This is a genomic window from Roseateles rivi, from assembly GCF_043555845.1.
Lineage (GTDB): Bacteria > Pseudomonadota > Gammaproteobacteria > Burkholderiales > Burkholderiaceae_C > Roseateles > Roseateles rivi.
In genome coordinates, this window is the sequence record NZ_JBIGHZ010000002.1 from 615692 (window position 1) to 640307 (window position 24616).

Below are 24616 nucleotides of genomic sequence, written 5' to 3' on the forward strand. Positions count from 1 at the left end.
CTCAGACCCGGTGCGGCGAAGCGTCGGATTGTAGGAGTGCCCCTGGGCACTTCAGCAGATCACACGCACCTGCACGGCCCCCTGGCTGACGCCTTGCTCGAACTGCGCCAGCAGCCGTGCCATGTCCGAGCAGTCGCGTGCTTGCACGCGCTCAATGCCTACGGCGCGGCGGCGCCCCAAAGCCTTGGCGTGGTAGAGCGCTTTGTCGGCCCAGTTCACGGCCTGCTCCCAAACCTGGGCCAGCTGGGAGGGGGCAATGGGCAGATGCACATAGCCCACGGAGATGCTCACTTGCAGCGCCTGACTGCCATAGAGCACAGGTTGGCGCGCGACTTCGCTGAGCACCCGTGTGGCGACTTGCTGCAGCGCTTCGGGCGTGGCGTCCGGGGCGTAGATGAGGAATTCTTCGCCGCCCCAGCGCACCACCACATCGCTGTGGCGCACGCTGGCGCTGATGCGCCGTGCCACTTCGCAGATGACGGCATCGCCCGCGGCGTGGCCGTGGGTGTCGTTGATGGCTTTGAAGTGGTCGATGTCGGCCATCAGCATTGCGCCCAAAAACTGCTTGGGGTGGCGCTGTTGCATCAAGGTGTGAAACAGGCGACGGTTGGCAAGCCGGGTGAGTGGGTCGAGTTCGCTGTTCTCGCGCAGCAGCACCTGCCTTGTCTGTAGGGCTTTGTTGGTGCTGCGCGTGCGGTGCAGCAGCAGGCCCAGCAGGCCCAGCACCACCACCAAAACGCCCAGCGCGCCCAGCCCCAAGGTGCGCAATAGTTGCTGGTTGTTGAGGCGTTGCTCGTTGATGAGTTCCTCGTGGCGCAGCTTTTCCAGGTCACGCTGGTTGCGTTCGAGGTTGTATTGCTGCTTGAGTTGGCGCAGTGCGGCATCGCGACTGCGTTGCACCACATGGGCATGGAGGCGGCGCTCGGCGTGATAGAGCTCCAAGGCCACGGCGTGCTGACCGGCGTTGGCATAGGCTTGGCCCAACTCACGCAGCTGCGCCTGCTCCAGCACGAGATCGGCACGGAACTGGCTGCCCGGGCGGTTGCGCTGGCGCTCTTGTTGTGCGGCGTCGAATTGCCGCAGTGCGATGTGGATGAGGGTGAGCTCGTGACTGACGCGTTGCGCCAAATCTTGGTCTTGGTAAGTGGGTAGCACCTCACGCACCAGCTTGAGCTGCTGCTGGGCTTGTGCAATGGCGCCGTTGCGCAGCAAGAGGTGGGCCCACAGCACCCGGATGTGTTGCAGGTCGTGCAGCGCGTTGCTGCGCTGTGCCAGCTGCGCCGCCTGGGTGATGGCGGGCAGCGCCACCTCTGGGTTGTGCCTCATGAGTTCGGCGCGCAGCTGCAGCACTTGCAGGGTGCTGAGCGGGTCGCCGCGCGCGGCGCGTTCAGCCTGTTGCAACCACTCCAGCACCGTGTCGGGGTGGTCCAGCCTGTGCGCTACACGCGCCAGCAAAGCCATGCTCTGCGTGATGTAAGGGCCGATGTCGAGGGTTTGCGCCAGCTGCAAGGCACGCTCTGCCGCTTGCTCGGCGGTAGCGGCTTCGGCCTGGGCCAAGTGGCTCAGTACCAGCAATCGGTGGCTGTGCCAGGCGGCTCGGGGGTCGCAGTCGTCGCTGCGGCTCTCGCAGCCGTCCTCCATGAGGCTCCAGGCTTGCTGCGCCAGTTCGCCGGCCAGGTCCAGTGCGCCTTGGCGTTCGGCAATTTCGGCTTGCAGCACCAGGCTCGGCCCTCCGAACCCACGTTCGGCAAATTCGCGGCTGATTTGCTGTGCCATCAGCGTTTGCCCTTTGAACAGGGCAATGCGTGCCTGGGTGTAGCGCAGCCGATTGGCCACCGCGCGGTGCCGCGGTGCACGCTCGTGCAGCTGCGTCAGCTGCTGTAGATAGGGCTCACCAGGGGCCCCATGCATCGTCCGAGCTTCCAGCGCGATGAGCTCGAGTTCCAGTTGCGGCAGGCTCAGTGTGGACGCAGGGCTGGCTTTGAGTGCCAGGGTGGGCAGGGGCAGCAGGGCCAGCCCCCACAGGGCTGCCAGCAGGCAAAGCCAACTTGGCCTGGACTTGTGGTGCTCAGTCATGACAGCCCTCGATTCGGGTGAGTACGTTGCCCACGTGTTCAGTGAGTTCGAGCTGCTGCTGTGCCATATGTTGCTCAAACCATTCATTGCTCAGGAGCGCCGCTTCGGGCACGGTTGAGGGCAGTCGGGTGATGCCGCATGCCCGCGCGCGACCCCTGTGTTTGGCGCGGTACAGCGCCAGGTCGGCCAGTGCCAGCAACTGTTCCCAGCTCAAGGTGCTGGGCTGGGCTGGAGCGTACAAATAGCCTAAGGACAGGCTGACGTGCAAAGACTTTGAGCCCAGCTCAACGGCCGTGTCGCTGACGCAGTGCATCAGACGCTGTGCCAGCGCATGGGCATCGGCCGCCTGGGTTTCGGGCAGCCACAGCAGGAACTCTTCGCCCCCCCAGCGCGCCAGCAAGTCCTTGGCACGCACCTGGGTTTGCAGCCGACGCGCCAGCTCGCTCAGTACGGTGTCGCCCGCGCCGTGGCCCAGGTGATCGTTGATGCACTTGAAGTGGTCAATGTCCATCAGCAGCAGGCAGCCGCCGCGCTGGAGCTGCCCGTCTGGCGTGGGCAACTGCTGGTGCACGTGGCGGCGATTGGCCAGGCCGGTGAGGCTGTCGCGTTCGCCGTTGATGCGCAGCAACTCGTTGGTGTGATGCAGCGTGTGCTGCAGGTGGCGGCTGCGGCGGTAAGCCAGCACCAGCAAGGTGCCGATGACCAGCACGCCCGCACCCAGCTCGAGCCACAGGCGCTGTTGCAGGTTGCGGTTGCGGATTTGCTCTTCGTGCAAAAGGTTTTTGCGGTTGAGCTGCTCGATTTGCTGCGCGCGCTGCTCGTCGTCGTAGCGCGCCTGGGCTTCGAGGAGGGCGTTTTTGGTCTGCGCCTTTTGCACATAGTCCAGGCGGTCTCGCGAGCGATGCAGCGCTTGCACGGCGCCACTGAGGTCGCCCGCGCGCTCCAAGGCCAAACCCAGGTCGCGCCAACGCGTGCCGGTTTCGTTGTTCAGCCCACGTTCCTCATCCAGCAAGAGCTGTTTGATGACCTCTTGGCGCCCTTCGGCCACACGGCTCAAACCAATTTTGGCCAGGCCTGCGGTGTGAATGGACAAGGTGGCGATGCTGGGCGAGGCCAGGCTTTGCGCCATGAGGCGGGCGCGTTCGGCCAGCTCAAGAGCTGCGGCGAGCTTGCCCATTTGGTAGTGGTCGTCGGCTTTGGCGCATAGCGCTCGGGCCAGCTCTTTGCGCGAGGTGCTCTGGGCATAGTGCAGCGCCTTGTCCACGGCTGCACGCGCCAGCTCCGGTTTACCCATGGCGCGGTAGAGGCGGCTGTTGGCGTTGTGCAGGCTCAGCTGCAGCCAGGGGTCGTTCAGCGCTTCGCTGAGTTGCTGGGCTTGCAACAAGGCCTGTTCGGCGCGGTCCAGTTGCTGGCCTGCCAGGTAGGCTTGAGCCATTTCAATTTGGACATGGGCTTGCAGCCACGGAAAGGATTCCGAGCGCAGTGTCTGCACGCCTTCGAGCAGGTGGCGCACGCCTTCAGTCAGCTCGCCCAGCGCAATTTCGGCCTCGGCCAGAGCGTTGAGCACCTGCCAGCGCAGCATCGGGCTCATGGCCTCAGGGGCGCGTACCAGTGCTGTGCGCAGGTAGTTGCGTGAGGCTACCAGGTCACCTTGCTCGCTCAGCTCCATGGCGCGCACCAGGTGTGCGGTGAGTTGGGCTTGCATGCGCAGCTCTGGCTCGGGCCACTGGTCCAGCTCTTGCAGCAGAGCTGTTTGTGCAGGCACATCGTGCAGGTCGTGTAGCAACCGCGCCAGCACCAGGCGCAGGCGCAGGCGCAGGCGGCCTGCGTCGGCAAGCGGCAGCGCCTGATCCAGGCGTTGAATGTCAGCTTTGAGCGTGGCGGCGTCCATGAGCCCGCGCCGCTCCAGCGCATTGAGCTGCAGCTCAGCTTCTTGCGCTGGGGTCGCGTCGTCGGCTCGCGCTGCGCCGGGCATGCAGAGCTGTGCCAGCAGCACCACGGCCAGGCCCAGCAGGGCCGCCGCTGCGCGGCGCTGTAGCGTGCTGGGAGGGTGCAGAGAGGTACTTGGCTTCATCGGGCGCCCGTAGGCGTCCGCGCTGTGCGTGTGGCAGCGCGAACGGCATTGGCGCTGCGTGCAGTGGTGTCCCCAAACAGCCAAGGGCAAACCCGCCGTAGCGCGTTGACAAGTACTGCTTGGACGGTGGCCGCCTCAGTTGCAGGCCCAGCTTGGTTGATGCAGCCAAGCGCTTTCCGCAATCGCGGCTGGAGCGCATGGGAAAAGAGGGGCTGAACACTGGAGGCGACCATAACGCTCCTGTTTTCGACAGGGCCTGAGCATGCTGAACCCCCTTGAACAAGTGGTGCCTGGCGGTGTGGTGGGTCACGGGGGTGTGTGTGCTTGTCGTCATGACAAACCCGATGTCTGTCGCGAGCCGTGTTCATTGCGGCACAAACTCCCGCTGAATCAGGGGGGTATTGGGGAATGTTCACGCTGAGAAGTGCGAGCTGTGCGCAAGACTCGCGTTCGAGGTCGCAAGAAGCGACCCTCAATATGAAAGCACAACAAGGACGTCGATCCATGAGCACAACCCTCAGCCGCCACGTGGTGGCGCTGGCCTGCTTGGCCACCTGCCAACTCGCCCTGGCGCAAACCCAAAGCACCGAACCCATCCAGCTGCAACGCGTGCAGGTGACGGGTTCCAACATCAAGCGCATTGACCAAGAAGGCTCAACACCGCTGCAGGTGATCTCGCGTCAGGACATTCAAGCCACCGGCGCCAAAACCCTGGCCCAGGTGATCGAAGCCCTGCCCAATGGCGGCACGCTCAATGACTTGGGGCGCGGCAACAGCTTTGCGCCCGGTGCCAGCTCGGCCAACCTGCGCGACATGGGCCAGCAAAGCACGCTGCTGCTGCTCAATGGCCGTCGTATCGCGCCCTTCGCGCTGGCCGACTACAACGAGATCTTCAGCAACCTCGACGCCATTCCCGCCTCGGCCATCGACCGCGTGGAAATTCTCAAAAGCGGCGGCTCGGCCGTGTACGGCTCGGACGCTGTGGCCGGTGTGATCAACGTCATCACGCGGCGCGACTACGAGGGGCTGGAGATGGCCGCCTCGCGCACCCAGGCCAGCAAGACGGCCAAGTTTGGCGAGAACGCCGTGTCGCTGTCCGGCGGCCTGGGCAATCTGGACACCCAGGGCTTCAATGTGCTGGCCGGCGTGGAGCTGTACGAGCGCGAGGCCGTGCCCGCCTGGCGCCCGCTGCTGGGCGATACCAACCCGGTGTATGCCAAGGTGTCCAAGCGCATTGGGGCCAAGTCCACCTACTCCTTCCCGGGCAATATCTTTGGCACGGCCAGCGACTACGCCGCGCCCGTGGCTGGCTGCAAGCCCGAGCTGATTGAAGGCAGCCTGTGCCGCTACGACCGCTTTTCCAACTACGGCCCCGTGGCCGGATCCAAGCGTGCCAATGTCTTTGTGGCGGGCACCCTGAACCTCGGTGGTGGCACCGAGGCCTTTGCGGAGCTGACCTGGGCCGGCACCAAAACGGCTTACAGCTCGCCGCACAGCATTTACGACTCCTACGACACCACCTCGGTCTGGGGCAACCCCACCACCGGCGACCGCAAGACCTTCCAGTACCGGCTGCTGCCGGCAGGCCACCCGCTGGGCCTGCCTGACGAGGACACCGAGCTGCGCTACCGCTTTGCCGACGCACCGTCGGGCATGAGCACCAAGGCCAGCCAGTACCGGGCGCTGACCGGGGTGCGTGGCACCTGGCAGAACTGGGACTGGGAAAGCGCGGTGGGCGTGATGGGCGCGCAGGCCACCTCCACCTGGCAAGGCACGTTCTCTGAAAAAGGGTTCATCGAACTGATTGGCGACCCCAACAAGGAAGTGCTGGACGCCAACTTTTTCAACAAGCCCGGCGGCTACAAGATCGGCGGCCCCAATAGCGCGGCGGTGATCAACAAGCTGTTCGCACCCACCCAAGACGTGGGCCGCAACCGCCAGATCTTCTGGGACGGCCGCATCAGCGGCGAGTTCGGGCATTTGCCCGGCGGCGCCATCGGGGTGGCCGCAGGTTTTGAGCTGCGCCATGAGCGCTTCACCGTGTCGCCCAGCGCCAACCAGATGGAAGGTGATGCCGTGGGCCTGGGCGTGTCCAGCGCCGATGGTCAGCGCACCTTTGGCGCCGTGTTCACCGAAGCCAAGCTGCCCCTGGCCAAATGGCTCACCGGTGAAGTGGCCGTGCGCATGGACCGCTTCCCCGGCTTTGGCAGCAACTGGGCGCCCAAAGTGGGCCTGGTGTTCCAGCCGGTCAAGAGCGTGGCATTGCGCACCACCTTGGAAAATGGCTTTCGCGCACCCAACCTGACCGAAACGGCCAAGTCCACCAAGTTCGCCTTCAGCTCCGTGGACGACAAAAAGCGCTGCCAGCCTGCCCGCCAGTTGGCCGAAGACCTGCGCACCCAGGCCGCCACACTGCCCGATGGCGACACCCAGCAAGCCCTGCTGTATGCGCGGGCCGATGCGGTGGAAAACGCCGAATGCGGCTCGGTGGGCGTGTCCACCACGCACAACCCGGCGCTCAAACCTGAGAAGTCACGCATCGCCACGCTGGGCCTCTTGTTTGAACCCAATGCCCACGTGTCAGCCTCGGTGGACTACTACCGCATCGTGCGCCGCGACGAAATCGGCACACCCGACAACGACAAGCTCCTGGAGCGCGAGGGCAACCTCCCGCCCGGTGTGAGCATCGATCGGACCGCCTTCAACCCCGCGGTGGGCGACACCACCTTCCGCGGCACGGAGGCGCAGCAGTACGGTGTGCAAGTGGGCCGCCTGCTGCGCATCAACTCGCCCTTCACCAACGAGGCCCGCACACGCGCGGCCGGTTTGGACTGGCGCCTGGTGCTCAGCAGCGATGAAACCGGCGCGGGCCGCTTCAAGTTCACGACCGACATCAGCCACCTGCTGCAGCGCCAGTACTGGGACTACAACGCCAACACCTGGGACGAAAACGGTGTGGGCTACTACGACTACCCGCGCACAGCCACCAAGATGTCGCTGACCCAGACCCGTGGCGCATGGACCCACACCCTGACCTACAACCGCCTCAGCGGCACGCCATTGACCACCAAGGCCAGCGACACCGACTGGAACGAGGACTACTGTGCGGACAACGGCGTCAGCGCCGAGCTGTGCAAGATCGCCGTCAAGCAGCGCTTTGACTACTACGTGGCCTACAGCGGCATTCGAGGCCTCACCGTCAGCCTGGCCGTGCGCAATGTGCTCAACGACTACGCGCCGGTGAATATGCGTTCCTTCGGTGGCGACACCGGCGTGCTGCCCACCAACAAAGACGACGTCAAGGGTCGCGTCTTCACGCTGGGGCTGCAGTACCGCTTCAAGTAAGGCCTGCAAACTGCTGCTGCCGCAAACGCAAGCTTGCGGTGGCCAGCAGGTGCTGTGCGATGGGTGGCGCCGCTGTCCTGGTCTTGCACGACAAATTTGCAAGACGCGACACCGACAATCGGCCGCATGCGCAGTACACCCTCATCAAGCGCCACCCCCGCGGTGGCGCTTTGCATTGGCCCCTCTTCGAGCGGTCTTTGGCTCCTCCCCCTGGGCCTGTTGTTGACCCAACCCGCCCTGGCCCTGTGGCCTGGATCGCCCCAGGACATGGCGCGTCTGTTGCAAGTCTGGCTGTTTGCCGCAGCGGCGGCGGCCTTGCTGCTGGGAGCTTGGCGCGGGGGCGTGACACGGCCTGCTGGGCTGTGGGCGCTGTGGATGCTGGGCTGGGGCGGTGCCAGTGTGTGGGCCGCCGCGCAGCCTTGGGCTGCGGCGCGCGAGGCCGGCTTGTTCCTGGGCATGGCGGCGCTGGCGCTTGCGGTGCGCCAGTTCATGCAAGCCTCACCCCAGGCCGCGCGTGCGCTGGCCTGGCTCTTGGTGGGTAGCAGCGCACTCTATGGTGTCCTCTATGTGCTGGTGAGTGTGCTGGCGCTGGCGCAGGGGAATTTCCTCAGCGAGGAAATGGCCATGGGCTATGCCAACCCCCGCCACCTCAACCATGTGCAAACCCTGCTGCTGCCAGTGCTGGCCGCCCTCACGCTGCAGAGCGAGCAGCGCCTGGCACGCGCCGCGCAGGTGGCCCTGGCCTTGCAGTGTGTGGTGCTGTCGAGCTGTCAGGGTAGAGCCACCTTTCTGTCATTGGCGAGTGTTACTGCTTTGTTGCTTTGGCAATGGCGGTTTTTGCCGGCTCGTGCCATGTTGCTGGCGCTACGACCGCTGCTTGTGTCAGCTTTGGTCGGTGTAGTCGTCGCGGCACTCCTATACGGGCTCTGGGGCGGGCTGATAGCGCACCAGAGCTACCGATATGCCCCACTTAGCGACCCCAGCTCATTGGGAACCCGGTGGCGCTTATGCGCTGATGCATTGATGCAGTTCTCTATCTCTCCGATCTTGGGTGTTGGTCCTATGCACTTGGCTGCCAATACAGGGTTGCCTGCAGCCCACCCCCACAACGCCTATGTACAGCTGCTGACCGAATGGGGCATTTTCTGGGCTCTCGGTGCTGGCATTTTGTTTTTGTCTATGGCTCGACGGGCCTATGGCGTGCTCGCAAATCCAGCGACACCGGCTGGGGTCGGTGAGGGGCTAGCGTTGGGAGCTGCGGCAGCATTTCTGGCATCCCTGGTTGACGCGTGTTTTTCCGGCAACTGGGTCATGCCGCAGTCCCAAACTCTGCTGGCGGTGCTGCTGGGCGTGCTGGCAGCACAAGGTGCAGCCGCTCCAGCCCCGAGTCGGAGCCCAGCCTGGCCTGCACGGATACTGTGCGGGTGTCTGCTGCTGGGTTTGTTGGCGCAAGCCCTGGTGACGGCGCAGGAGTGGCACCCCAACGGGCCGACGCTGCATGGCGCTCCGAGCCTGGCACGGGAAAAGCTGCAGCCCCGATTTTGGGTGGACGGCAATATCTAGGAGGGACAGCATGACAACGCAGACTTTGGACTCTGCCGCGCTGGCGGCGGCGGGCATGAACCCGCAGGTCTTGAATTCGCCCTTGTTATGGGCTGGCGTGCTCAGCGCTGCGGCGGCGTTGATGCACCTGGCTTGCATCGTCGGCGGCCCCGCTTGGTACCGCTACTTTGGTGCGGGCGAGCGCATGGCGCAGATGGCCGCTGCGGGCCAGGGCTGGCCTGCGCTGCTGACTTTGGGCATCACCGTGGTGCTGTTGGTGTGGTCCGGCTACGCCTTGGGAGCCAGCGGCTATGTGCCGGCTTTGCGCGCCTTGCCGTGGATGGGCGCAGCGCTGCTGGCCATCACGGCCATCTACCTGCTGCGTGCCGTGCTGCTGCTGCCGGTGTGGTGGTTCAAGCCCGAGTTGGTGGACAGCTTTGCGCTGTGGAGCTCGGTGGTGTGCGGCGTGTTCGGCGCGGTCCACGCCTGGGGCTTGTGGCTGTGGTGGGGTGGCGCGCGCTGAGGGCTGTGCGCCCGCCCCACCTCAGACCGTCACCGGCAAGTAAAGCCCTTGTTGCTCACCTCTTTGACGTTGCCAGCGCCGCAGGCTTTGACGGCTTGCTCGGTCATCCTCTCCAGCTGTTTTTCTTGATCCACCACCGACTGCCTTTCGACGGAGATGCAGGCGCTGCACAGCACAGCGGTGGCCACGACGGCGGACAAAGACAGAGCACGGGTCAGGTTCATGGCAAATCCCTCTAGGGTGTGTTGGTGAGCAGGCCAATGTAGGCCGCAGCCCCTGCGGTACCCAGCCCATTGCGACGAACTGCAAGATGGGGAGGATGGGCTGTATCTGAGTCACAGCAGCCTCGGGAAGGCTGGTGCGTACGTGGGTGCGCTGATAACGCCAACGGGTGTGCTGCAGGGCCACTAAGTGCGATGCTCTGTCATGAAATTCTGTATTGACAGAAATTTCTGCTTGGCTACATTATGTAGCCATGGAACTCAGCAGCACAGCACGTCGATTCATTGTTCACTGGGGTGAAATGGGCACAGCATGGGGGGTGAACCGCACGGTGGCTCAGATTCACGCCTTGCTCTACTTTCACGGGCGGCCGCTGCATGCTGAAGAGATTTCTGACACCTTGGTCGTGGCTCGATCGAATGTCAGCACCAGCCTCAAGGAGTTGCAGAACTGGAATCTGGTTCGCGTCACCCAGCAGCTCGGGGACCGGCGTGACTACTTCGAGACTTCGCTCGATGTGTGGGAGTTGTTCCGCACCATCGTGCGCGAACGCAAGGAACGCGAATACGACCCCACCGTGCGCTTGCTTGGCGAGCTCTTGGTTGACCCAGGCTTTGCCGACGAGCCGCCAGATGCGCAAGACCGTGTGCGCGAAACGCTGCGCTTTATGCAGACCTTGGGCGCTTGGTCTGAGGAGATGCTGCGGCTGTCGCCCAGCACGCTGGAGAAGTTTTTGAAGATGGGGGCCAGTGTGCAGAAGTTTGTGCGTGGCGACCCGCCTCCGGTCAAGGCGTCAAAGAAGTAGGTGCGATCGGGGCGGTGCGCACTTCCAGGGGCTTCAGCCCCTTTGTTTGAGATTTGAATTTCTGTTTATACCGAAATGTCGAATATTTACAAGATACTGCTGTGCGGGGCTCGCGGATTTATCGGCAGACAAGTGGCTGCGGCGCTGAGGGCGCAGGGGCATGAGGTGGTGCCAGCTGTGCGCACAGCCACCCCGGGCGCGGGCTGTGTGGTGGACTTTGCACGCTTTACTCGGGCCGAGGATTGGCGCGCTGCTCTGGCCGGTGTCGATGCCGTGGTTAACGCCGTGGGTGTGCTGCGCGAGCGCGCTACTCAGCCCATGCAGGCCTTGCATGCTGATGCGCCCATCGCGCTATTCGAGGCTTGTGCTGCGCAAGGGATCCGCCGTGTTTTGCACATTTCGGCGCTGGGTATTGACGCTAGCCCAAGTGCTTACGCAAGCACCAAACGCCAGGCGGAAGAAGCGCTGTGGCGGCTCAATCGTGAGAGGCGCTTGAAGGGCACGGTGCTGCGGCCCAGCATTGTCTTTGGCCCGGGCGGCGCGAGCACGGCGCTCTTAGTCCACTTGGCGCATTGGCCCGTGTTACCACTGCCCCGTGCCGTCAAGCGCTGCCTGGTTCAGCCTGTGGCTGTTCAGGACTTGGCTCAGGTGTGTGTCCGGCTGCTCGGCCTAGAGCAGCCACCTGAGTTGGTGAATGCTGTCGGTCCCCAGGCCTTGAGCCTGGGTGAGTTGCTGGCTTCGTTGCGCCAGCAGCTGGGGCGAACACCTGCCCGTACAGTCACCTTGCCTGAGTGCCTGACCCAGTTCAGCGCCCGGGTGGGCGATGGGCTGCCCTGGCAGCCCTGGGGGCGCGAAGCCCTGCAGCTTCTGCAAGCCCCCAATGTCGCGGCTGCCCAGCCCTTTGCGAGCCTGCTGGGGCATCCGGCTTTGCCACCTGATCGGCTGATGGAGGCCTTGCAGGCATGAAAGCACGCACACGCCTTCTGGCCCGAGGCAGCTTGGTGCTGCTGTGGCTCTTCACCGGCTTGGTCAGTCTTTGGGAGTTGCACGGGCAATCCCTTGCGCTGCTGCGCGCGGCGCACACGCCGGCGGTTTTTGAGCTTCCCCTGGTGGTGGCTGGCGCGCTGTTGGACATCCTGCTTGGGCTGGCGTTGCTGTGCTGGCACCGACGCAGCGTCTATCTCGCTTGCGGCCTGGCCATGCTGCTGATGACGCTGGTGGCCACCTTCATGCTGCCGGGCCTTTGGTTGCACCCTTTGGGCCCGTTGAGCAAAAACGTGGTCGTTGCGGCGTTGCTGCTGCTGCTGTTCGACGACGCGTCCCAGACATTTCCACCCCCAGCCACTGCATCATGAATACCTACTTGCTTGTCAAAACCCTGCACATCCTGTCCAGCGTGCTGCTGGTGGGCACAGGCTTTGGTACGGCCTTTTTCTTGTTCTTCACCAACCGCAGTGGCTCATTGGCTGCGCAGGCCGTGGTGTGCCGCCTGGTCAAGCGGGCCGACTGGTGGTTCACCACGCCTACGGTTTTGATCCAACCGGCCAGCGGCCTGTGGTTGGCTCAGGCTGGTGGCTGGCCGCTGAGTACACCTTGGTTGGTCAGCGCCTTGCTGCTCTACGCCCTGGCCGGTGCCTGCTGGCTGGTCGTGGTGTGGCTGCAGATTCGCATGTCCGCCCTGGCCGATGAAGCCTTGGCCACAAACCGCGCGCTGCCTGCCCAGTACTGGCACTACGCGCGTTGGTGGGAGGCCCTGGGCTACCCCGCCTTTGTGGCCATGGTGCTGGTGTTTGGTCTGATGGTGCAAAAGCCCGCGCTGTGGGGCTGAACAGCAAGAAGCTTTAGGCACCAATATTTGCCCAAGCTGGCGTGCAAATCATGCCTGGTGTTCTGGATGTATTCGATCAGCGGTACACAGGGCAGTTCAAAAATCAATAAAAAACCCGCCCCAGTTTCCCGGGGCGGGTTTTGCTTTTGTTGGCGCGGCCTGGCAGCGCTTGAGGTGGCTCAGTGCGCGGGGGCGGCGCCGGTGTAGCCCTTGGGCACGGCGCCCAGCAGGCGGCGTGTGTATTCCTGCTTGGGGGCGGCCAGGATTTCTTCGGAGCTGGCTTGTTCCACCACGTCGCCGTGCTGCATGACCAGCACCTCGTCGGAGATGAACTTCACCACCGCAAGGTCGTGGCTGATGAAGATGTAGCTGAGGCCGAATTCGTCTTGCAGGTCTTTGAGCAGGTTGAGCACCTGCGCTTGCACCGAGACGTCCAGCGCCGAGACCGATTCGTCCAGCACCAGCACTTCGGGGTTGAGCGTGAGGCAGCGCGCGATGGCGATGCGCTGGCGCTGGCCGCCGGAGAACTCGTGCGGGTACTTGGAGAGCGCGGCTTCGGTCAGGCCCACTTTGTGCAGCAGCGCGGTGGCGCGTGCCAGGCGGTCGGCGTGGTTGGCGCCGATGCCGTGGATCTCCATGGGCTCCAGCAGCGCCTGGGCGATGGTGAAGCGCGGGTTGAGCGAGGCATAGGGGTTTTGGAACACCACCTGGATGCGGCGGCGCATCTTCTGCCAGTCGTTGCCGCTCATCTTCAGCAGGTCTTTGCCTTCGAACAGCACCTCGCCGCTGGTGGGTTCGTGCAGGCGCAGCAGGGTCAGGCCCATGGTGGTCTTGCCCGAGCCCGACTCGCCCACCACGCCCAGGGTGTAGCCTTTTCTGAGCTTGAAGTTGACGTTCTTGACGGCCTTGAACTCCTTGGTGCCAAACAGGCCGGTCTTGAAGAAGAAGCTCTTGTTGAGGTTGCGCACTTCCAGCACCACGGGGGCGTTGGGGTCTTTGACGCTGTGCTCGCGCGCTTGGCGCGCCTGGCCGGCCTCGGCGGCGATGTGGTCGTCAATGACCATCAGGCGCCCGGGGTTCTCGGTCAGGCTGGGGCGGCAGGCCAGCAGGGCGCGCGTGTAGGGGTCTTGCGGGCTGTGGAAGATCTCGGCCACGGGGGCTTTTTCGCGGATCTCGCCGTGGCGCATCACCACCACCTGATCGGAGACTTCGCCCACCACGCCCAGGTCGTGCGAGATGAACAGCAGGCTCATCTTGTGCGAGTCTTTGAGCTTGGCCAGCAGTTCCATCACCTGGCGCTGAATGGTCACATCCAGTGCCGTGGTGGGCTCGTCGGCAATCAAGAGCTTGGGCTTGCAGGCCAGGGCCACGGCAATCATCACGCGCTGCTGCTGGCCGCCGGACATCTCGTGCGGGTAGGTGTGCAGGCGGCGCTTGGGGTCGGGAATGCCCACCTCGTTGAGCAGCTCTTCGGCGCGCACCAGGGCTTGTTTTTTGCTCAGGCCCAGGTGCTTGATGAGCGGCTCCATGATCTGCGTCGCCACGGTGAACACCGGGTTGAGCGAGCTCATGGGGTCTTGGAACACGCAGGCGATTTCGCGCCCGCGGATGGACTGCAGCTCGCGCTGGCTGGTGCGCAGCAGGTCGCGCCCCTGGAAGAGGATGCGGCCCTCGCGCTCGGCGTTGTCCGGCAGCAGGTTCAGGATGGACATGGCCGTGACGCTCTTGCCCGAGCCCGATTCGCCCACCAGGGCCACGGTGCTGTTTTCGGGGATGTCAAAGCTCACACCCTTGACGGCGAGCTGGCGCTGCATCTGCCCGCCCACCTTGCCCATGCGAAAGCCGACCTTCAGGTCTTGAATTGAAAGCAACATTGGGATCACTCCAGGCCGCGCAGTTTGGGGTCGAGCGCATCACGCAGCGCATCGGTAAAGAGCGCAAAGGCGGTGACGAAGATGGCCATAAAGCCCGTCACGACGGCCAGCTGCCACCAGTAGCCCAGGATCAGCTCGCTCTGGGCTTCGGACAGCATGGTGCCCCAGCTCACCTGGTCCACGCTCACGCCCAGACCCAGGTAGGAGAGGATGACCTCGCTCTTGATAAAGCCCACCACATGCAGCGACAGCTGCACCAGCGCCACGTGCGAGACATTGGGCAGGATGTGCTTGAACATGCGGGAGGTCTTGGAGGCGCCAATGGCCTCGGCCGACCGCACGTACTCGCGCACCGAGTGCTTCATGAACTCAGCGCGCACCAGGCGGTAAATGCCCGTCCAGCCTGCCAGGCCCAGAATCATCACCACCGGCAGCACGCCGCGCCCGAAGATCACCGCAAAGGCGAAGATCAGGAGGATGTTGGGCATGGCGGTGAAGACGTTGTAGACCCACTCCAGGAAGTCGCCCACCTTGCCGCCGAAAAAGCCCGAGATCGCGCCCAGCACCGTGCCGATGAGGGTGGCCACCAGCGCGGCCAGCACGCCCACCATGATGGAGATTTCCGCGCCCTTGACCACCTTGGCCAGCACGTCGCGGCCCAGCCGGTCGGCGCCTGCGGGCAGGGTTTCGGCCTTGACGGTGTCCTCGGTGTGGTAAGTCTTGGCCAGCTCTTCCCACTCTTTGTATTTGGGGGCCAGCGGGTCGATGTCCGAGATGTCGACGTTGGGGCCTTTGGGCTGGGCAATCACGCCCGTGTTCTCGGCGGGTGCCGGGCCCATGAAGGTGGGCGGTGCGTTGGGCACGGCCACTTCTTTTTGCCAGTTCTGCGCCACCAGGCCCAGGCCCGAGGCCGTCACCAGCAGCAGACACAGGGCCACGATGACCATGGACACCATGCCCATCTTGTCGGCCCGCAGACGCCGCCAGGCGGCGGCCCAAACGCCTTGCGAGCGCGTGGGCGCTGCATTGCTAGAAGAACTCATCACTGCACTCATTTCAGCACCACGCGCGGATCGACCAGCTTGTACAGCAGGTCAGTGATCAGGTTGACCACCATGGTCAGGGCGGCGATGTAGATCGCAAACGCCTGGATGACGGGGTAGTCGCTGCGGTTGACGGCCAGCAAGATCTCGCGGCCCAGGCCCGGAATGCCGAAGAACACCTCCAGCAAGAAGGAGCCCACGAACACGCCGGGCAGCGCCACCGAGATGTTGGTCAGGATGGGAATGAGCGCGTTGCGCAGCACATGCTTGAGCAAGATGGTGCGCTCGGTCAGGCCCTTGGCGCGTGCGGTGCGCACGTAGTCGTGGCCAATCTCATCCAGGAAGAAGGTGCGGTAGAGCCGCGTGTAGGGCGACAAGGCCACCGCCACGGCCACAAAAATGGGCAGCGGCGCGTAGGTGGTCAGGTTGGTCCAGAAGCTGTCGCTCCAGCCCTGCACCGGGAACCAGCCCAGCTTGAAGGCAAACACATACTGGAACACGATCACATACACCAGCAGCGACACCGACACCGCCACGGTGGTGAAGATCATCACTGCGCGGTCAATCTTGCTGCCGCGCAGGTAAGCCACAGCCAGCGCGAAGGGGATGGCCAACAGCACTTCCAGCACCAGGATGGGCACCATCACCGTCAGCGTGGCGGGCATGCGGCTGGCGAACAGGCTGGACACCGGCTCGTTGGTGGCCCAGCTCTTGCCCCAGTCGAAGGTCACGATCTGCTTCAGGAAGATCAGCAGCTGTTCCCACACGGGCTTGTTCAGGCCCAGTTGCTCGCGGATGGCATCGATTTGCTCGGGCGTGGCATTGAGGCCGCCCAGCACCTCGGCGGGATCACCGCCGAACCACTTGAAGAGGAAGAACACCAGCAGCACGACGCCCAACAAGGTCGGGATCATTTGCCACAGGCGCCGGATCAGATAAGCCGCCATTGCTGTCGGGCTCCTTGTGCGCGCGAGTCTCTTGGAGTGGCGTTGCGTCTGGCGCCGCGCTCATGCGCGCGTACGGCCTCCGCCGCCATAAAACTGAACCCCGCTCACCGCATGCCGGCGAGAGGGGCCCCCGGTGCTGCGCCCACGGCCCCCACACTGCTCAGGCGCAGCGTGAGCGCCTGGCTCAAGCAGGCGCGAGTCTAGTGCAGACACGCCTCACTGCACATAGCCCGAGGTTCGAGTCGGCCTGAATATTCGTAATGCCCTAGCGCAGGCTTTTTGCGCTCAGACTGGGCACAATGCGCGGCCGTTGCACGGACACTCGCGCGCCCACACAGCGCGTGCGCCGTGCGCTTCTTGCTTTGTGCGTTGTTGCGTCGGGCGGCTCATGCCTTATTTGTTCCTCACCGCTTTGCCGGCGGCCTACAGCCCCTACAAGCTGCAGGCGCACCGCATCTACACCGACATGGCCCAGCCCTGGGTCATGGGCTACGAGCGCAATATTGACGTGCGCGATTTCTGGACCTTTGTCGACATCGACACCGAGCGGCAACGCGCCGCACAAAACCCATGATGAACAAGCCCAGCATTTCCCGCTCGCCGCGCTACAGCGCGGCCCTGTTGATCTTGTGCGCGGCCCTGGGTCTGCACGCCGAGCTCAGCGCGCAGACCTCCAATGCCGCACCACCCAAGGTACTGCGCTACGCCTTTCAGGTGGCCGAGACGGGCTTTGACCCGGTGCAGGTCAGCGACACCTACTCGCGCATCATCACCGCGCACATCTTCGAGAGCCTCTACCACTACGACCACCTGGCGCGGCCGGTGCGCATCAAGCCGCTCACGGCCGTGGACATGCCCGAGATCAGCGCGGACTTCAAGACCTTCACCATCCGTGTCAAGCCCGGCATTTACTTCCACGAGCACCCGGCCTTCAAAGGGCAAAAGCGCGAGCTCACGGCGGCAGACTACGTCTACAGCATCAAGCGCTTCATGGACCCCGCGTTCAAAAGCCCCAGCCTGATTGACGTGCAGGAAATGCGCATCAGCGGCCTGCTGCCGCTGCGTGAAGCGGCCCTCAAGACCAAGAAGCCGTTTGACTACGACACGCCCATTCCCGGGCTCAAGGCGCTGGACCGCTACACGCTGCAAATCAAGCTCGACGAGCCACGCCCGCGCCTGATCGAGCGTCTGGCGCAATCCGACCTGATGGGCGCCCTGGCGCGCGAGGTGGTGGAAGCCGCCCCCGACCAAATCATGAGCAACCCGGTGGGCACGGGGCCCTTTGTGCTGGGCGAATGGCGCCGCTCCAGCAAGATCGTGCTCAACAAAAACCCCCACTACCGCGAGCGCTTCTACGACGCCGAACCCGCGTCCGATGACGCCGAAGGCCAGGCCATGCTGGCGCGCTACAAAGGCCAGCGCCTGCCCATGGTGGACCGTGTGGAGGTGAGCATCATCGAAGAGAGCCAGCCGCGCTGGCTGTCCTTCGTCAACGGCGAGAAAGACTTCATCGAGCGTGTGCCCGAAGAGTTCATCCTGCAAGCCGCGCCCAACGGCAAGATTGCGCCCAACCTCGAAGCCAAAGGCGTGGCCATGGAGCGCCGCGTGGTGCCTGAGCTGGTGCTGCAGGTCTACAACATGGAAGACCCCACCGTGGGCGGCTACACGCCCGAGAAAGTGGCGCTGCGCCGCGCCATCGGCCTGGCCACCGACACCGAGCGCGAAATCCGCCTGGCCCGGCGCGGCCAAGCCATTCCTGCGCAAAGCCCGGTGGCACCGCACACCAGCGGCTACGACGCCAACTTCAAAAGCGAGATGGGCGACTACGACCCCGCCCGCGCCCGCGCCCTGCTGGACACCTACGGCTACAAAGACCTTGACGGCGACGGTTGCCGCGAGCTGCCCGATGGCGGCAAGCTGCGCCTGGTGTTCAACACCCAGCCTGAGGCGCGCCACCGCCAGCTCGACGAACTCAAGCGCAAGAACTACAGCGCCGTGGGCCTGTGCACCGAGTTCAAAACCGCCAAATGGCCGCAAAACCTCAAGAGCGTGCGCGCAGGCAATTTCATGGTTTGGGGCGTGGCCTCCAGCGCCACGCGCCTGGACGGGCAGGACCTGCTGGGCCGCATGTACGGGCCGTCCAAGGGTGCACAAAACCTCGCACGCTTTGAGCTCAAGGCCTTTGACGATGTGTACCGCCGCATGATGGTCATTCCCGATGGCCCCGAGCGCGAGGCCCTGTTCCGCGAGGCCAAGCGCATTGCCGCGGCCTACGCGCCTTACAAGTTCCAGATGCACCGCATCCAGACCGATATGTGGCACCCGGCGCTGCAGGGCTTTCGCCGCCCGCTGTTCTGGAACAACTGGTGGGAGTACGTGGACGTCCAGCGCTGAAGCCTGGCGCGGCGCGGCGATACTGCGGCCTCTTGGCCGCACTCCCGTGCTGGGTGCGGTGCATTGCTGGAACTCGTCCCGTGAACCTTGCCCCTTTGATTGGAGCCCCAGCCCGCAGCGCGCTGCTGGGCCTGGCCCTGCTGCTGAGCGGCCCTTTGACTCAGGCCCAGACCCAGGCGCCAACACCCGGCGCCGCCGCGCCTGCTGAAGCCTCGGCTGCGGGCGCAGCCGCCAAAGTGCTGCGCTACAGCTTTCGTGTGGCCGAAACGGGTTTCGACCCCGCCAAGGTCACCGACCTGTACTCGCGCGTCATCACCAGCCACATGTTCGAGAGCCTCTACGGCTACGACCACCTGGCGCGGCCTGTGCGCATCGTGCCGCTCACGGCAGCGGCCCTGCCTGAAGTCAGCGCGGATTTCAAAACCTTCACCATCCGCCTCAAGCCCGGCATTTACTTCACTGACGACCCCGCCTTCAAAGGCCAGCGCCGCGAGCTGGTGGCGGCGGACTATGTCTACAGCCTGAAGCGCTTTGCCGACCCGGCCGTGAACTCACCGAACTGGGGCAGTGTGGAGGCGCAAAAGCTGCTGGGCTTGAACGCGTACCGCGGCACGGTGCTGCGCAGCCGCGGGCGCTTTGACTACGACCGCCCGCTGCCGGGCCTGCGCGCCCTGGACCGCTACACCCTGCAGTTGCAGCTGGAAGAGCCGCGCCCGCGCTTGCTGGAGTTCCTGGCCGATGCCAGCCTCTACGGCGCGGTCGCGCGCGAGGTCATCGAGGCCTATGGCGACCAAAGCATGGCCCACCCCGTGGGCACCGGGCCTTTTGTGCTGACGCAGTGGCGCCGCTCCAGCCTCATCGTGCTGTCGAAAAACCCGGGCTACCGCGAGCGCTACTACGACGCCCAAGCCGCGGCGGACGACGCCGAAGGCCAAGCCCTGGCCGCGCGCTTCAAGGGCCGTCGCCTGCCCATGCTGGACCGCGTGGAGGTGAGCATCATCGAAGAGAACCAGCCGCGCTGGTTGTCCTTTCTGGACGGTCAATTCCAGTTCCTGGAGCGCGTGCCCGAGGACTTCATCGGCCAGGCCGCGCCCGGCGGCCAGCTCGCGCCCAACCTCGCACGCCAGGGCATGAGGCTGCACCGCCAGCTCGCTGCGGACACGCTCTTTACCGTCTTCAACATGGAAGACCCCGTGGTGGGCGGCTACACGCCGGAGAAGGTGGCGCTGCGCCGCGCCATCGGCCTGGCCACCGACAAAGGCCGCGAGATGAGCGTGGTGCGCCGCAACCAAGCCATCAGCGCGCAAGCCATGTTCCAGCCGCACACGCGGGGCTACAACGCCCAGTTCAAGAGCGAGATGTCGGCCTACGACCCGGCGCGTGCCCGCGCCCTGCTGGAGCTCTACGGCTACAAGGACGTGGACGGCGACGGCTGGCGCGAGCAGCCCGATGGCACGCCGCTGGTGCTCGAAGCGCTCTCCATCCCCGAGGGCTTTCAGCGCCAGATTGACGAGCTGTGGCAGAAAAACATGGCCGCCGTGGGCCTGCGCGTGAAGCTCAAAATCGCCAAGTGGCCCGAGAACCTCAAGGCCATGCGCAACGGCAAATTCAGCATCTGGTGGCTGGCCGTGAGCGCCTCGCAGCCCGACTCGCAGGACGTGCTCAATATGTTCAGCAGCACGCACATTGGCTCGTCCAACTACGCGCGCATCAAGCTCCCTGAGCTCGACGCCCTGGTGGCGCGCACCGACCTCATGCCCGATGGCCCGGAGCGCCAGGCCCTGTTCCAGCACAGCCAGCGCCTGGCCACGGCCTATATGCCGTACTTCGCGCGTGGCCACCGCTTCCACACCGACATCTCCCGGGCCGAACTCGTGGGCTACCGCCGCCCGCTGTTCTGGAACAACTGGTGGGAGTATGTGGAGTTGGCAAATTGATATCAAAATAGCTATAGTGACATCACTGCAATCATTTGCCCGGGAGTGATGTATGCCTGCCATCACGGTGCGCCAAATCTCTGAAGAAACCCACCGCGCCCTGCGGCTGCGGGCCGCGCAGGCCGGGCGCAGCACGGAGGCGGAAATCCGCGCCATCCTGGACGCCGCCGCCCGCCCGCCCGGGCGGGTGCTGCTGGGCTCGGTGCTGGCGGGCATTGGTCAAGAAGCCGGGGGCGTTGATCTGGCCCTGGAGCGCGACACCCGCGCTGCGCAGCCGCTGAGCTTGGAATGATTCTGCTGGACACCAACGTGGTGTCCGAGCCCCTGCGCCGCGCCCCGGATGCGGCCGTGGTGGCGTGGCTGGACGCCCAAAGCCTGCCCACACTCTACCTATCGGCCATCAGCCTGGCGGAGCTGCGTTTTGGCATCGCCGCTCTGCCCGCAGGGGCACGTCGCGAGGCCCTGCAGCGCGCGCTGCAGGAGCGCGTGCTGCCGCTGTTTGAGGGGCGTATCCTGCCCTTTGACGCTGCTGCCAGCCAGGCCTATGGCGTGCTCATGGCGCAGGCCCGCGCGCAAGGGCGGGCCATTGGCGCGGCCGACGGCTACATCGCCGCCATTGCCCGCACCCACGCGCTGACCGTGGCCACGCGCGACACCGCCCCCTTTGCCGCCGCGGGCCTGCCGGTGATCAACCCCTGGACCGCCACCCCGCCACCCCTCGACCCCGTTTAAGGACACCGCTTCATGGCGTTTTGCACTCTCCTTGCCCGTCTGCGCACCGCTGCCGTGTGCAGCGCAGCGCTCGTGTTCGCCGCCGGTGCCGGGGCGCAGTCTCCCAGCGCCAGCGCCGCTGCGCCCAAGGTGTTGCGCTACGCCTTTCTGATTGCCGAGACCGGCTTTGACCCCGCACAGGTCAGCGACCAGTACTCCACCGCCGTCATCAGCCACATCTTTGAGCCGCTCTACGAGTACGACTACCTGGCACGCCCGGTGAAGGTGCGCCCGCTCACGGCAGCGGCATTGCCCGAGGTCAGTGCGGATTTCAAAACCTTCACCATCCGCATCAAGCCCGGCATCTACTTTGCCGACGACCCCGTCTTCAAAGGCCAGCGCCGCGAGCTGGTGGCGGCGGACTATGTTTACAGCCTGAAGCGCTTTGCCGACCCGGCCTTCAAGGCGCCGTTTTGGGTGCAGGTGCAAAACCTTGGCCTGCTGGGCCTGGATGCGCAGCGCGAGCGCGCCCTCAAAACCGGCCAGCCCTTTGACTACGACACCCCCATCGAGGGCCTGCGCGCGCTGGACCGCTACACCCTGCAGCTGAAGGTGGCCGCACCGCGTCCGCGCTTGATCTACACCCTGGCCATGGCGGCCTACACCGGCGCCGTGGCGCGTGAGGTGGTGCAGGCCCATGGGCCGCAGCAAATCATGGCCCACCCGGTGGGCACGGGGCCGTTTGTGCTGGCGCAGTGGCGCCGCTCCAGCCGCATCGTGCTGCAGCGCAACCCGGGCTACCGCGAACGCTATTACGAGGCCGAACCCGCTGCCGACGACGCCGAGGGTCAAGCCTTGCTGGCGCGCTTCAAGGGACGTCGCCTGCCCATGCTGGACCGCGTGGAGATCAGCATCATTGAAGAGAGCCAGCCGCGTTGGTTGTCTTTCGTCAATGGCGAGATGGACCTGGTGGACCGTGTGCCGCCGGAGTTTGTGAACGTGGCGTTGCCGCATGGCCGTGTGGCGCCCAATCTGGCCGCGCGCGGCATCCGGCTGCACCGCATGCTGGGCGCGGACACGGCCTTCACCTTCTTCAATGTGCAGCACCCGATGCTGGGCGGCATGTCGCCCGAGCGCGTGGCGCTGCGCCGAGCGCTGTCGCTGGCGCTGGATGTGGGCGCCGAGGTGCGCCAGGTGCGGCGCGGCCAGGCCGTGGTGGCGCAGTCTTTTGTGCTGCCCAACACCCACGATTTCGACCCCAGCTTCAAAAGCGAAAACGGCGAGTACGACCCCGCCCGCGCCCGCGCGCTGCTGGACCTGTACGGCTACAAAGACCGCGACGGCGACGGCTGGCGTGACATGCCCGACGGCAGCCCGCTGGTGATTGAGGTGGCCTCCCAGCCCACGGCGCTGGACCGCCAGTACAACGAGCTGTGGCAGCGCAACTTTGCCGCCGTGGGGGTGCGCACGCACTTCACGTCGGGCAAATGGCCCGAGCAGCTCAAGCAGGCGCGCAACGGCCAGCTCATGCTCTGGTTTTTGGGCGAGAGCGCCAACACGCCTGACAGCATTTACATGCTGCAATACCTCTACGGGCCCAGCATCGGGGCGCAAAACTATTCACGCTTTCAGCTCGATGCCTATGACCGCCTCTACGAGCGGTTGCAGGAGCTGCCCGACGGCCCCGAGCGCCGGGCGCTGTTTCGCGAGGCCGAGCGCATCCAGGTGGCCTATATGCCGCTCAAAAGTCATGTGTTTCGCTACCTCAACGACATGAGCCAGCCCTGGCTCATCGGCTACCGCCGCCCCGCCTTTGGTTCCGTGTTTTGGCACTACGTGGACGTGCAGCGCTGAGCAGAGCGCTGCGGCAGGCGGATTTGTGGCATGGGCTGGCGCAGGTCGCTGATGCCGCACTAGACTGTGCGGGCCCGCCGTGCACTGTGGCGCGTGCGGGCGCTGTGCCATGGGCTTGTTTGCATCTTGCTGGTCTTGTGCGCTGCGTCGGCGTGCCTGGATGGGCGCAGCCCTGGGCTTGACGCTGGGTGGCGCGCGTGCCGATGCGCCCGGTTTGCTGGTGTTGGTGCCGCAGGATGTGTTGGACGACTGGCAGCTGTTTTTGCGCGGACGGGCGCCACAAACCGTGCACCATTACAGCGGGCCGCACGCGCGGCGCGATGTGGCCGAGGTTTTGCTGCTGCACCATGCCTTGGCCGCTGGTGGAGGGCGGGTTTGGACGATCAAACTCGAAGGCATGCCCTCAGACGTGCGCCTGCAGCGCGAGCTGGTGGGCGGCCATGGTCTGTGTGGCGGCACGAGTTTTTGGCGCGACGATCTGATTCACGGCCACCATCAGCTCCTGACCTCCGAGCCCTTGCTGCGTGTGGGTGAGTTCGAGGCGGGGTTTTACGTGCTCGAAGGCAACACACGGGCGTTGGCGGTTCGAGACTTGGCGGGCTTGCGCCAGCTCACCGTGCTGTCCAACCGCCAATGGCGCGTGGACTGGCGCACGCTGCAGGCCTTGCAGCTGCCCAGGCTGGTGCATGCGGGCAGCTGGAGCCAGATGCCACGCATGCTCGCCAGCGGCCGTGCCGATGTGGTGCTGGCGCCGTTTCAGCCCACGCCCGATTTGTCGTGGCAGGTCGAGGGTCTGCGGCTGCGGCCCATTCCTGGCCTGCGCCTGGCGCTGGCGGGTACGCGCCACTATGTGGTGGCCAACGGCCATGCGCTCAGCGCCACGGTGCTGCAGCAGATCAACGCCGGTTTGGCGCAGTTGCGCCGCGACGGGCAGGTGCAGCGCGCCTACACCGAGTGCGGATTTTTCAATGCCCGCGTGCAGGGCTGGCCGCTGCTTGCCCCCTTGGCTTGAGTGGGCTGGCCAGGCGCTTCAGCCCGCCAGCGCAAAGATGCGCCCCAGCGCCCACCACAGCAGCGCGGCCGCCAGGCCCAGCCACAGCAACACGATCAACGCTGCCACCACCATTTGCCGTGGCAGGCGCTCGCGGCGCTGGGCGGCTTTGAAGCGGGCGCGTTGCAGCACGGCCTCGGGCAGCAGGCGCAGCACCAGCCACAGACCCAGCGGCACCAGCACCAAATCATCCAACCAGCCCAGCACCGGAATGAAGTCGGGAATCAGGTCGATGGGGCTCAACGCGTAGCCCGCCACGGCCAAGGCCAGCAGGCGCACGCCCCAGGGCGTGGCCGGGTCGCGTGCGGCGTACCAGACTGTCAGCAGCTCGGACTTCAGGGCCAGGGCCCATTTTTTCCACCAAGGTCTCATGGACTTTCTTCTCACATC

At 65.0% G+C, this 24616-nt stretch carries 21 protein-coding genes; 14 read left to right on the top strand and 7 right to left on the bottom strand.

The genetic code is table 11. From position 1 onward, the window contains the following. Positions 1–51: 51 nt before the first annotated feature. Positions 52–2076, bottom strand: coding sequence for a diguanylate cyclase domain-containing protein (locus ACG0Z6_RS06820; protein ID WP_394459796.1), 2025 nt, complete (start codon positions 2074–2076; stop codon positions 52–54). Next, positions 2069–4150: a tetratricopeptide repeat-containing diguanylate cyclase gene (locus ACG0Z6_RS06825; protein ID WP_394459798.1), complete on the bottom strand. Its 2082-nt coding sequence runs from the start codon at positions 4148–4150 to the stop codon at positions 2069–2071. The genes ACG0Z6_RS06820 and ACG0Z6_RS06825 overlap by 8 nt, the downstream gene beginning before the upstream one ends. A gap of 504 nt (positions 4151–4654) precedes the next feature. On the opposite strand from ACG0Z6_RS06825, the gene ACG0Z6_RS06830 reads away from it, so the two are divergent. The 3 genes from ACG0Z6_RS06830 (at position 4655) to ACG0Z6_RS06840 (ending at position 9560) form a co-directional block, all read left to right on the top strand. Continuing rightward, entirely contained in the window at positions 4655–7495 is a 2841-nt protein-coding gene (locus tag ACG0Z6_RS06830) for a TonB-dependent receptor plug domain-containing protein (protein WP_394459800.1), read from the top strand. A gap of 219 nt (positions 7496–7714) precedes the next feature. Further along, a complete protein-coding gene (locus ACG0Z6_RS06835; protein ID WP_394459802.1) occupies positions 7715–9058 on the top strand; it encodes an O-antigen ligase family protein in 1344 nt (447 codons plus the stop codon). Between the two features lie 10 nt (positions 9059–9068). Beyond that, positions 9069–9560 carry a hypothetical protein gene (locus ACG0Z6_RS06840; protein WP_394459804.1) on the top strand — a complete coding sequence of 164 codons (492 nt, stop codon included), beginning with the start codon at positions 9069–9071 and terminating at the stop codon, positions 9558–9560. A 29-nt stretch (positions 9561–9589) separates the two neighbouring features. Here ACG0Z6_RS06840 and ACG0Z6_RS06845 read toward each other — a convergent pair whose 3' ends face one another. Beyond that, positions 9590–9784, bottom strand: a complete 195-nt coding sequence (locus ACG0Z6_RS06845; protein WP_394459806.1) for a hypothetical protein — start codon at positions 9782–9784, stop codon at positions 9590–9592. 251 nt (positions 9785–10035) lie between these two features. Between ACG0Z6_RS06845 and ACG0Z6_RS06850 the strand changes: the two genes are divergently transcribed. The 4 genes from ACG0Z6_RS06850 (at position 10036) to ACG0Z6_RS06865 (ending at position 12415) form a co-directional block, all read left to right on the top strand. Further along, positions 10036–10587 (top strand): GbsR/MarR family transcriptional regulator, encoded by a 552-nt coding sequence (locus ACG0Z6_RS06850; RefSeq protein WP_394459808.1) that lies wholly within the window; start codon positions 10036–10038, stop codon positions 10585–10587. A 75-nt stretch (positions 10588–10662) separates the two neighbouring features. Beyond that, positions 10663–11553: an NAD-dependent epimerase/dehydratase family protein gene (locus ACG0Z6_RS06855; RefSeq protein ID WP_394459810.1), complete on the top strand. Its 891-nt coding sequence runs from the start codon at positions 10663–10665 to the stop codon at positions 11551–11553. Beyond that, a complete protein-coding gene (locus ACG0Z6_RS06860; protein ID WP_394459812.1) occupies positions 11550–11942 on the top strand; it encodes a DoxX-like family protein in 393 nt (130 codons plus the stop codon). Before ACG0Z6_RS06855 ends, ACG0Z6_RS06860 begins: the two co-directional genes overlap by 4 nt. Continuing rightward, complete coding sequence (locus ACG0Z6_RS06865; RefSeq protein ID WP_394459814.1) at positions 11939–12415, top strand: DUF2269 family protein; 477 nt, start codon at positions 11939–11941, stop codon at positions 12413–12415. The genes ACG0Z6_RS06860 and ACG0Z6_RS06865 overlap by 4 nt, the downstream gene beginning before the upstream one ends. 179 nt (positions 12416–12594) lie before the next feature. On the opposite strand, the gene ACG0Z6_RS06870 is transcribed toward ACG0Z6_RS06865, so the two are convergent. The 3 genes from ACG0Z6_RS06870 to ACG0Z6_RS06880 are packed head-to-tail and all read right to left on the bottom strand — an operon-like array spanning position 12595 to position 16279. Next, positions 12595–14289: an ABC transporter ATP-binding protein gene (locus ACG0Z6_RS06870; RefSeq protein WP_394459816.1), complete on the bottom strand. Its 1695-nt coding sequence runs from the start codon at positions 14287–14289 to the stop codon at positions 12595–12597. Between the two features lie 5 nt (positions 14290–14294). Further along, positions 14295–15332: an ABC transporter permease gene (locus ACG0Z6_RS06875; protein ID WP_394459819.1), complete on the bottom strand. Its 1038-nt coding sequence runs from the start codon at positions 15330–15332 to the stop codon at positions 14295–14297. 8 nt (positions 15333–15340) lie between these two features. Next, positions 15341–16279, bottom strand: a complete 939-nt coding sequence (locus ACG0Z6_RS06880) for an ABC transporter permease (protein ID WP_394459821.1) — start codon at positions 16277–16279, stop codon at positions 15341–15343. 388 nt (positions 16280–16667) lie between these two features. On the opposite strand from ACG0Z6_RS06880, the gene ACG0Z6_RS06885 reads away from it, so the two are divergent. The 7 genes from ACG0Z6_RS06885 (at position 16668) to ACG0Z6_RS06915 (ending at position 24187) form a co-directional block, all read left to right on the top strand. Beyond that, positions 16668–16853 (top strand): hypothetical protein, encoded by a 186-nt coding sequence (locus tag ACG0Z6_RS06885; protein WP_394459823.1) that lies wholly within the window; start codon positions 16668–16670, stop codon positions 16851–16853. Next, positions 16853–18673 (top strand): ABC transporter substrate-binding protein, encoded by a 1821-nt coding sequence (locus ACG0Z6_RS06890; RefSeq protein ID WP_394459825.1) that lies wholly within the window; start codon positions 16853–16855, stop codon positions 18671–18673. The genes ACG0Z6_RS06885 and ACG0Z6_RS06890 overlap by 1 nt, the downstream gene beginning before the upstream one ends. Positions 18674–18753: 80 nt before the next feature. Further along, positions 18754–20610, top strand: coding sequence for an ABC transporter substrate-binding protein (locus ACG0Z6_RS06895; protein WP_394459827.1), 1857 nt, complete (start codon positions 18754–18756; stop codon positions 20608–20610). A gap of 52 nt (positions 20611–20662) precedes the next feature. Further along, positions 20663–20902: a FitA-like ribbon-helix-helix domain-containing protein gene (locus ACG0Z6_RS06900; RefSeq protein WP_394459829.1), complete on the top strand. Its 240-nt coding sequence runs from the start codon at positions 20663–20665 to the stop codon at positions 20900–20902. Beyond that, positions 20899–21342 carry a type II toxin-antitoxin system VapC family toxin gene (locus tag ACG0Z6_RS06905; protein WP_394459831.1) on the top strand — a complete coding sequence of 148 codons (444 nt, stop codon included), beginning with the start codon at positions 20899–20901 and terminating at the stop codon, positions 21340–21342. The genes ACG0Z6_RS06900 and ACG0Z6_RS06905 overlap by 4 nt, the downstream gene beginning before the upstream one ends. Before the next feature lie 12 nt (positions 21343–21354). Beyond that, positions 21355–23175, top strand: a complete 1821-nt coding sequence (locus ACG0Z6_RS06910; RefSeq protein ID WP_394459832.1) for an ABC transporter substrate-binding protein — start codon at positions 21355–21357, stop codon at positions 23173–23175. A 109-nt stretch (positions 23176–23284) separates the two neighbouring features. Continuing rightward, entirely contained in the window at positions 23285–24187 is a 903-nt protein-coding gene (locus ACG0Z6_RS06915) for a hypothetical protein (protein WP_394459834.1), read from the top strand. A gap of 18 nt (positions 24188–24205) precedes the next feature. Here the strand turns inward: ACG0Z6_RS06915 and ACG0Z6_RS06920 are convergent, their stop codons facing one another. Beyond that, complete coding sequence (locus ACG0Z6_RS06920; protein ID WP_394459836.1) at positions 24206–24598, bottom strand: YkvA family protein; 393 nt, start codon at positions 24596–24598, stop codon at positions 24206–24208. Positions 24599–24616: the final 18 nt, after the last annotated feature.

What these genes read in the sequence shown, in the direction of transcription:
- ACG0Z6_RS06820 (WP_394459796.1), bottom strand. Translation starts at nt 2,076, where the DNA reads ATGACTGAGCACCACAAGTCCAGGCCAAGTTGGCTTTGCCTGCTGGCA.
- ACG0Z6_RS06825 (WP_394459798.1), bottom strand. Translation starts at nt 4,150, where the DNA reads ATGAAGCCAAGTACCTCTCTGCACCCTCCCAGCACGCTACAGCGCCGC.
- ACG0Z6_RS06830 (WP_394459800.1), top strand. Translation starts at nt 4,655, where the DNA reads ATGAGCACAACCCTCAGCCGCCACGTGGTGGCGCTGGCCTGCTTGGCC.
- ACG0Z6_RS06840 (WP_394459804.1), top strand. Translation starts at nt 9,069, where the DNA reads ATGACAACGCAGACTTTGGACTCTGCCGCGCTGGCGGCGGCGGGCATG.
- ACG0Z6_RS06845 (WP_394459806.1), bottom strand. Translation starts at nt 9,784, where the DNA reads ATGAACCTGACCCGTGCTCTGTCTTTGTCCGCCGTCGTGGCCACCGCT.
- ACG0Z6_RS06850 (WP_394459808.1), top strand. Translation starts at nt 10,036, where the DNA reads ATGGAACTCAGCAGCACAGCACGTCGATTCATTGTTCACTGGGGTGAA.
- ACG0Z6_RS06855 (WP_394459810.1), top strand. Translation starts at nt 10,663, where the DNA reads ATGTCGAATATTTACAAGATACTGCTGTGCGGGGCTCGCGGATTTATC.
- ACG0Z6_RS06860 (WP_394459812.1), top strand. Translation starts at nt 11,550, where the DNA reads ATGAAAGCACGCACACGCCTTCTGGCCCGAGGCAGCTTGGTGCTGCTG.
- ACG0Z6_RS06865 (WP_394459814.1), top strand. Translation starts at nt 11,939, where the DNA reads ATGAATACCTACTTGCTTGTCAAAACCCTGCACATCCTGTCCAGCGTG.
- ACG0Z6_RS06870 (WP_394459816.1), bottom strand. Translation starts at nt 14,289, where the DNA reads ATGTTGCTTTCAATTCAAGACCTGAAGGTCGGCTTTCGCATGGGCAAG.
- ACG0Z6_RS06875 (WP_394459819.1), bottom strand. Translation starts at nt 15,332, where the DNA reads ATGAGTTCTTCTAGCAATGCAGCGCCCACGCGCTCGCAAGGCGTTTGG.
- ACG0Z6_RS06880 (WP_394459821.1), bottom strand. Translation starts at nt 16,279, where the DNA reads ATGGCGGCTTATCTGATCCGGCGCCTGTGGCAAATGATCCCGACCTTG.
- ACG0Z6_RS06885 (WP_394459823.1), top strand. Translation starts at nt 16,668, where the DNA reads ATGCCTTATTTGTTCCTCACCGCTTTGCCGGCGGCCTACAGCCCCTAC.
- ACG0Z6_RS06890 (WP_394459825.1), top strand. Translation starts at nt 16,853, where the DNA reads ATGAACAAGCCCAGCATTTCCCGCTCGCCGCGCTACAGCGCGGCCCTG.
- ACG0Z6_RS06900 (WP_394459829.1), top strand. Translation starts at nt 20,663, where the DNA reads ATGCCTGCCATCACGGTGCGCCAAATCTCTGAAGAAACCCACCGCGCC.
- ACG0Z6_RS06905 (WP_394459831.1), top strand. Translation starts at nt 20,899, where the DNA reads ATGATTCTGCTGGACACCAACGTGGTGTCCGAGCCCCTGCGCCGCGCC.
- ACG0Z6_RS06910 (WP_394459832.1), top strand. Translation starts at nt 21,355, where the DNA reads ATGGCGTTTTGCACTCTCCTTGCCCGTCTGCGCACCGCTGCCGTGTGC.
- ACG0Z6_RS06915 (WP_394459834.1), top strand. Translation starts at nt 23,285, where the DNA reads ATGGGCTTGTTTGCATCTTGCTGGTCTTGTGCGCTGCGTCGGCGTGCC.
- ACG0Z6_RS06920 (WP_394459836.1), bottom strand. Translation starts at nt 24,598, where the DNA reads ATGAGACCTTGGTGGAAAAAATGGGCCCTGGCCCTGAAGTCCGAGCTG.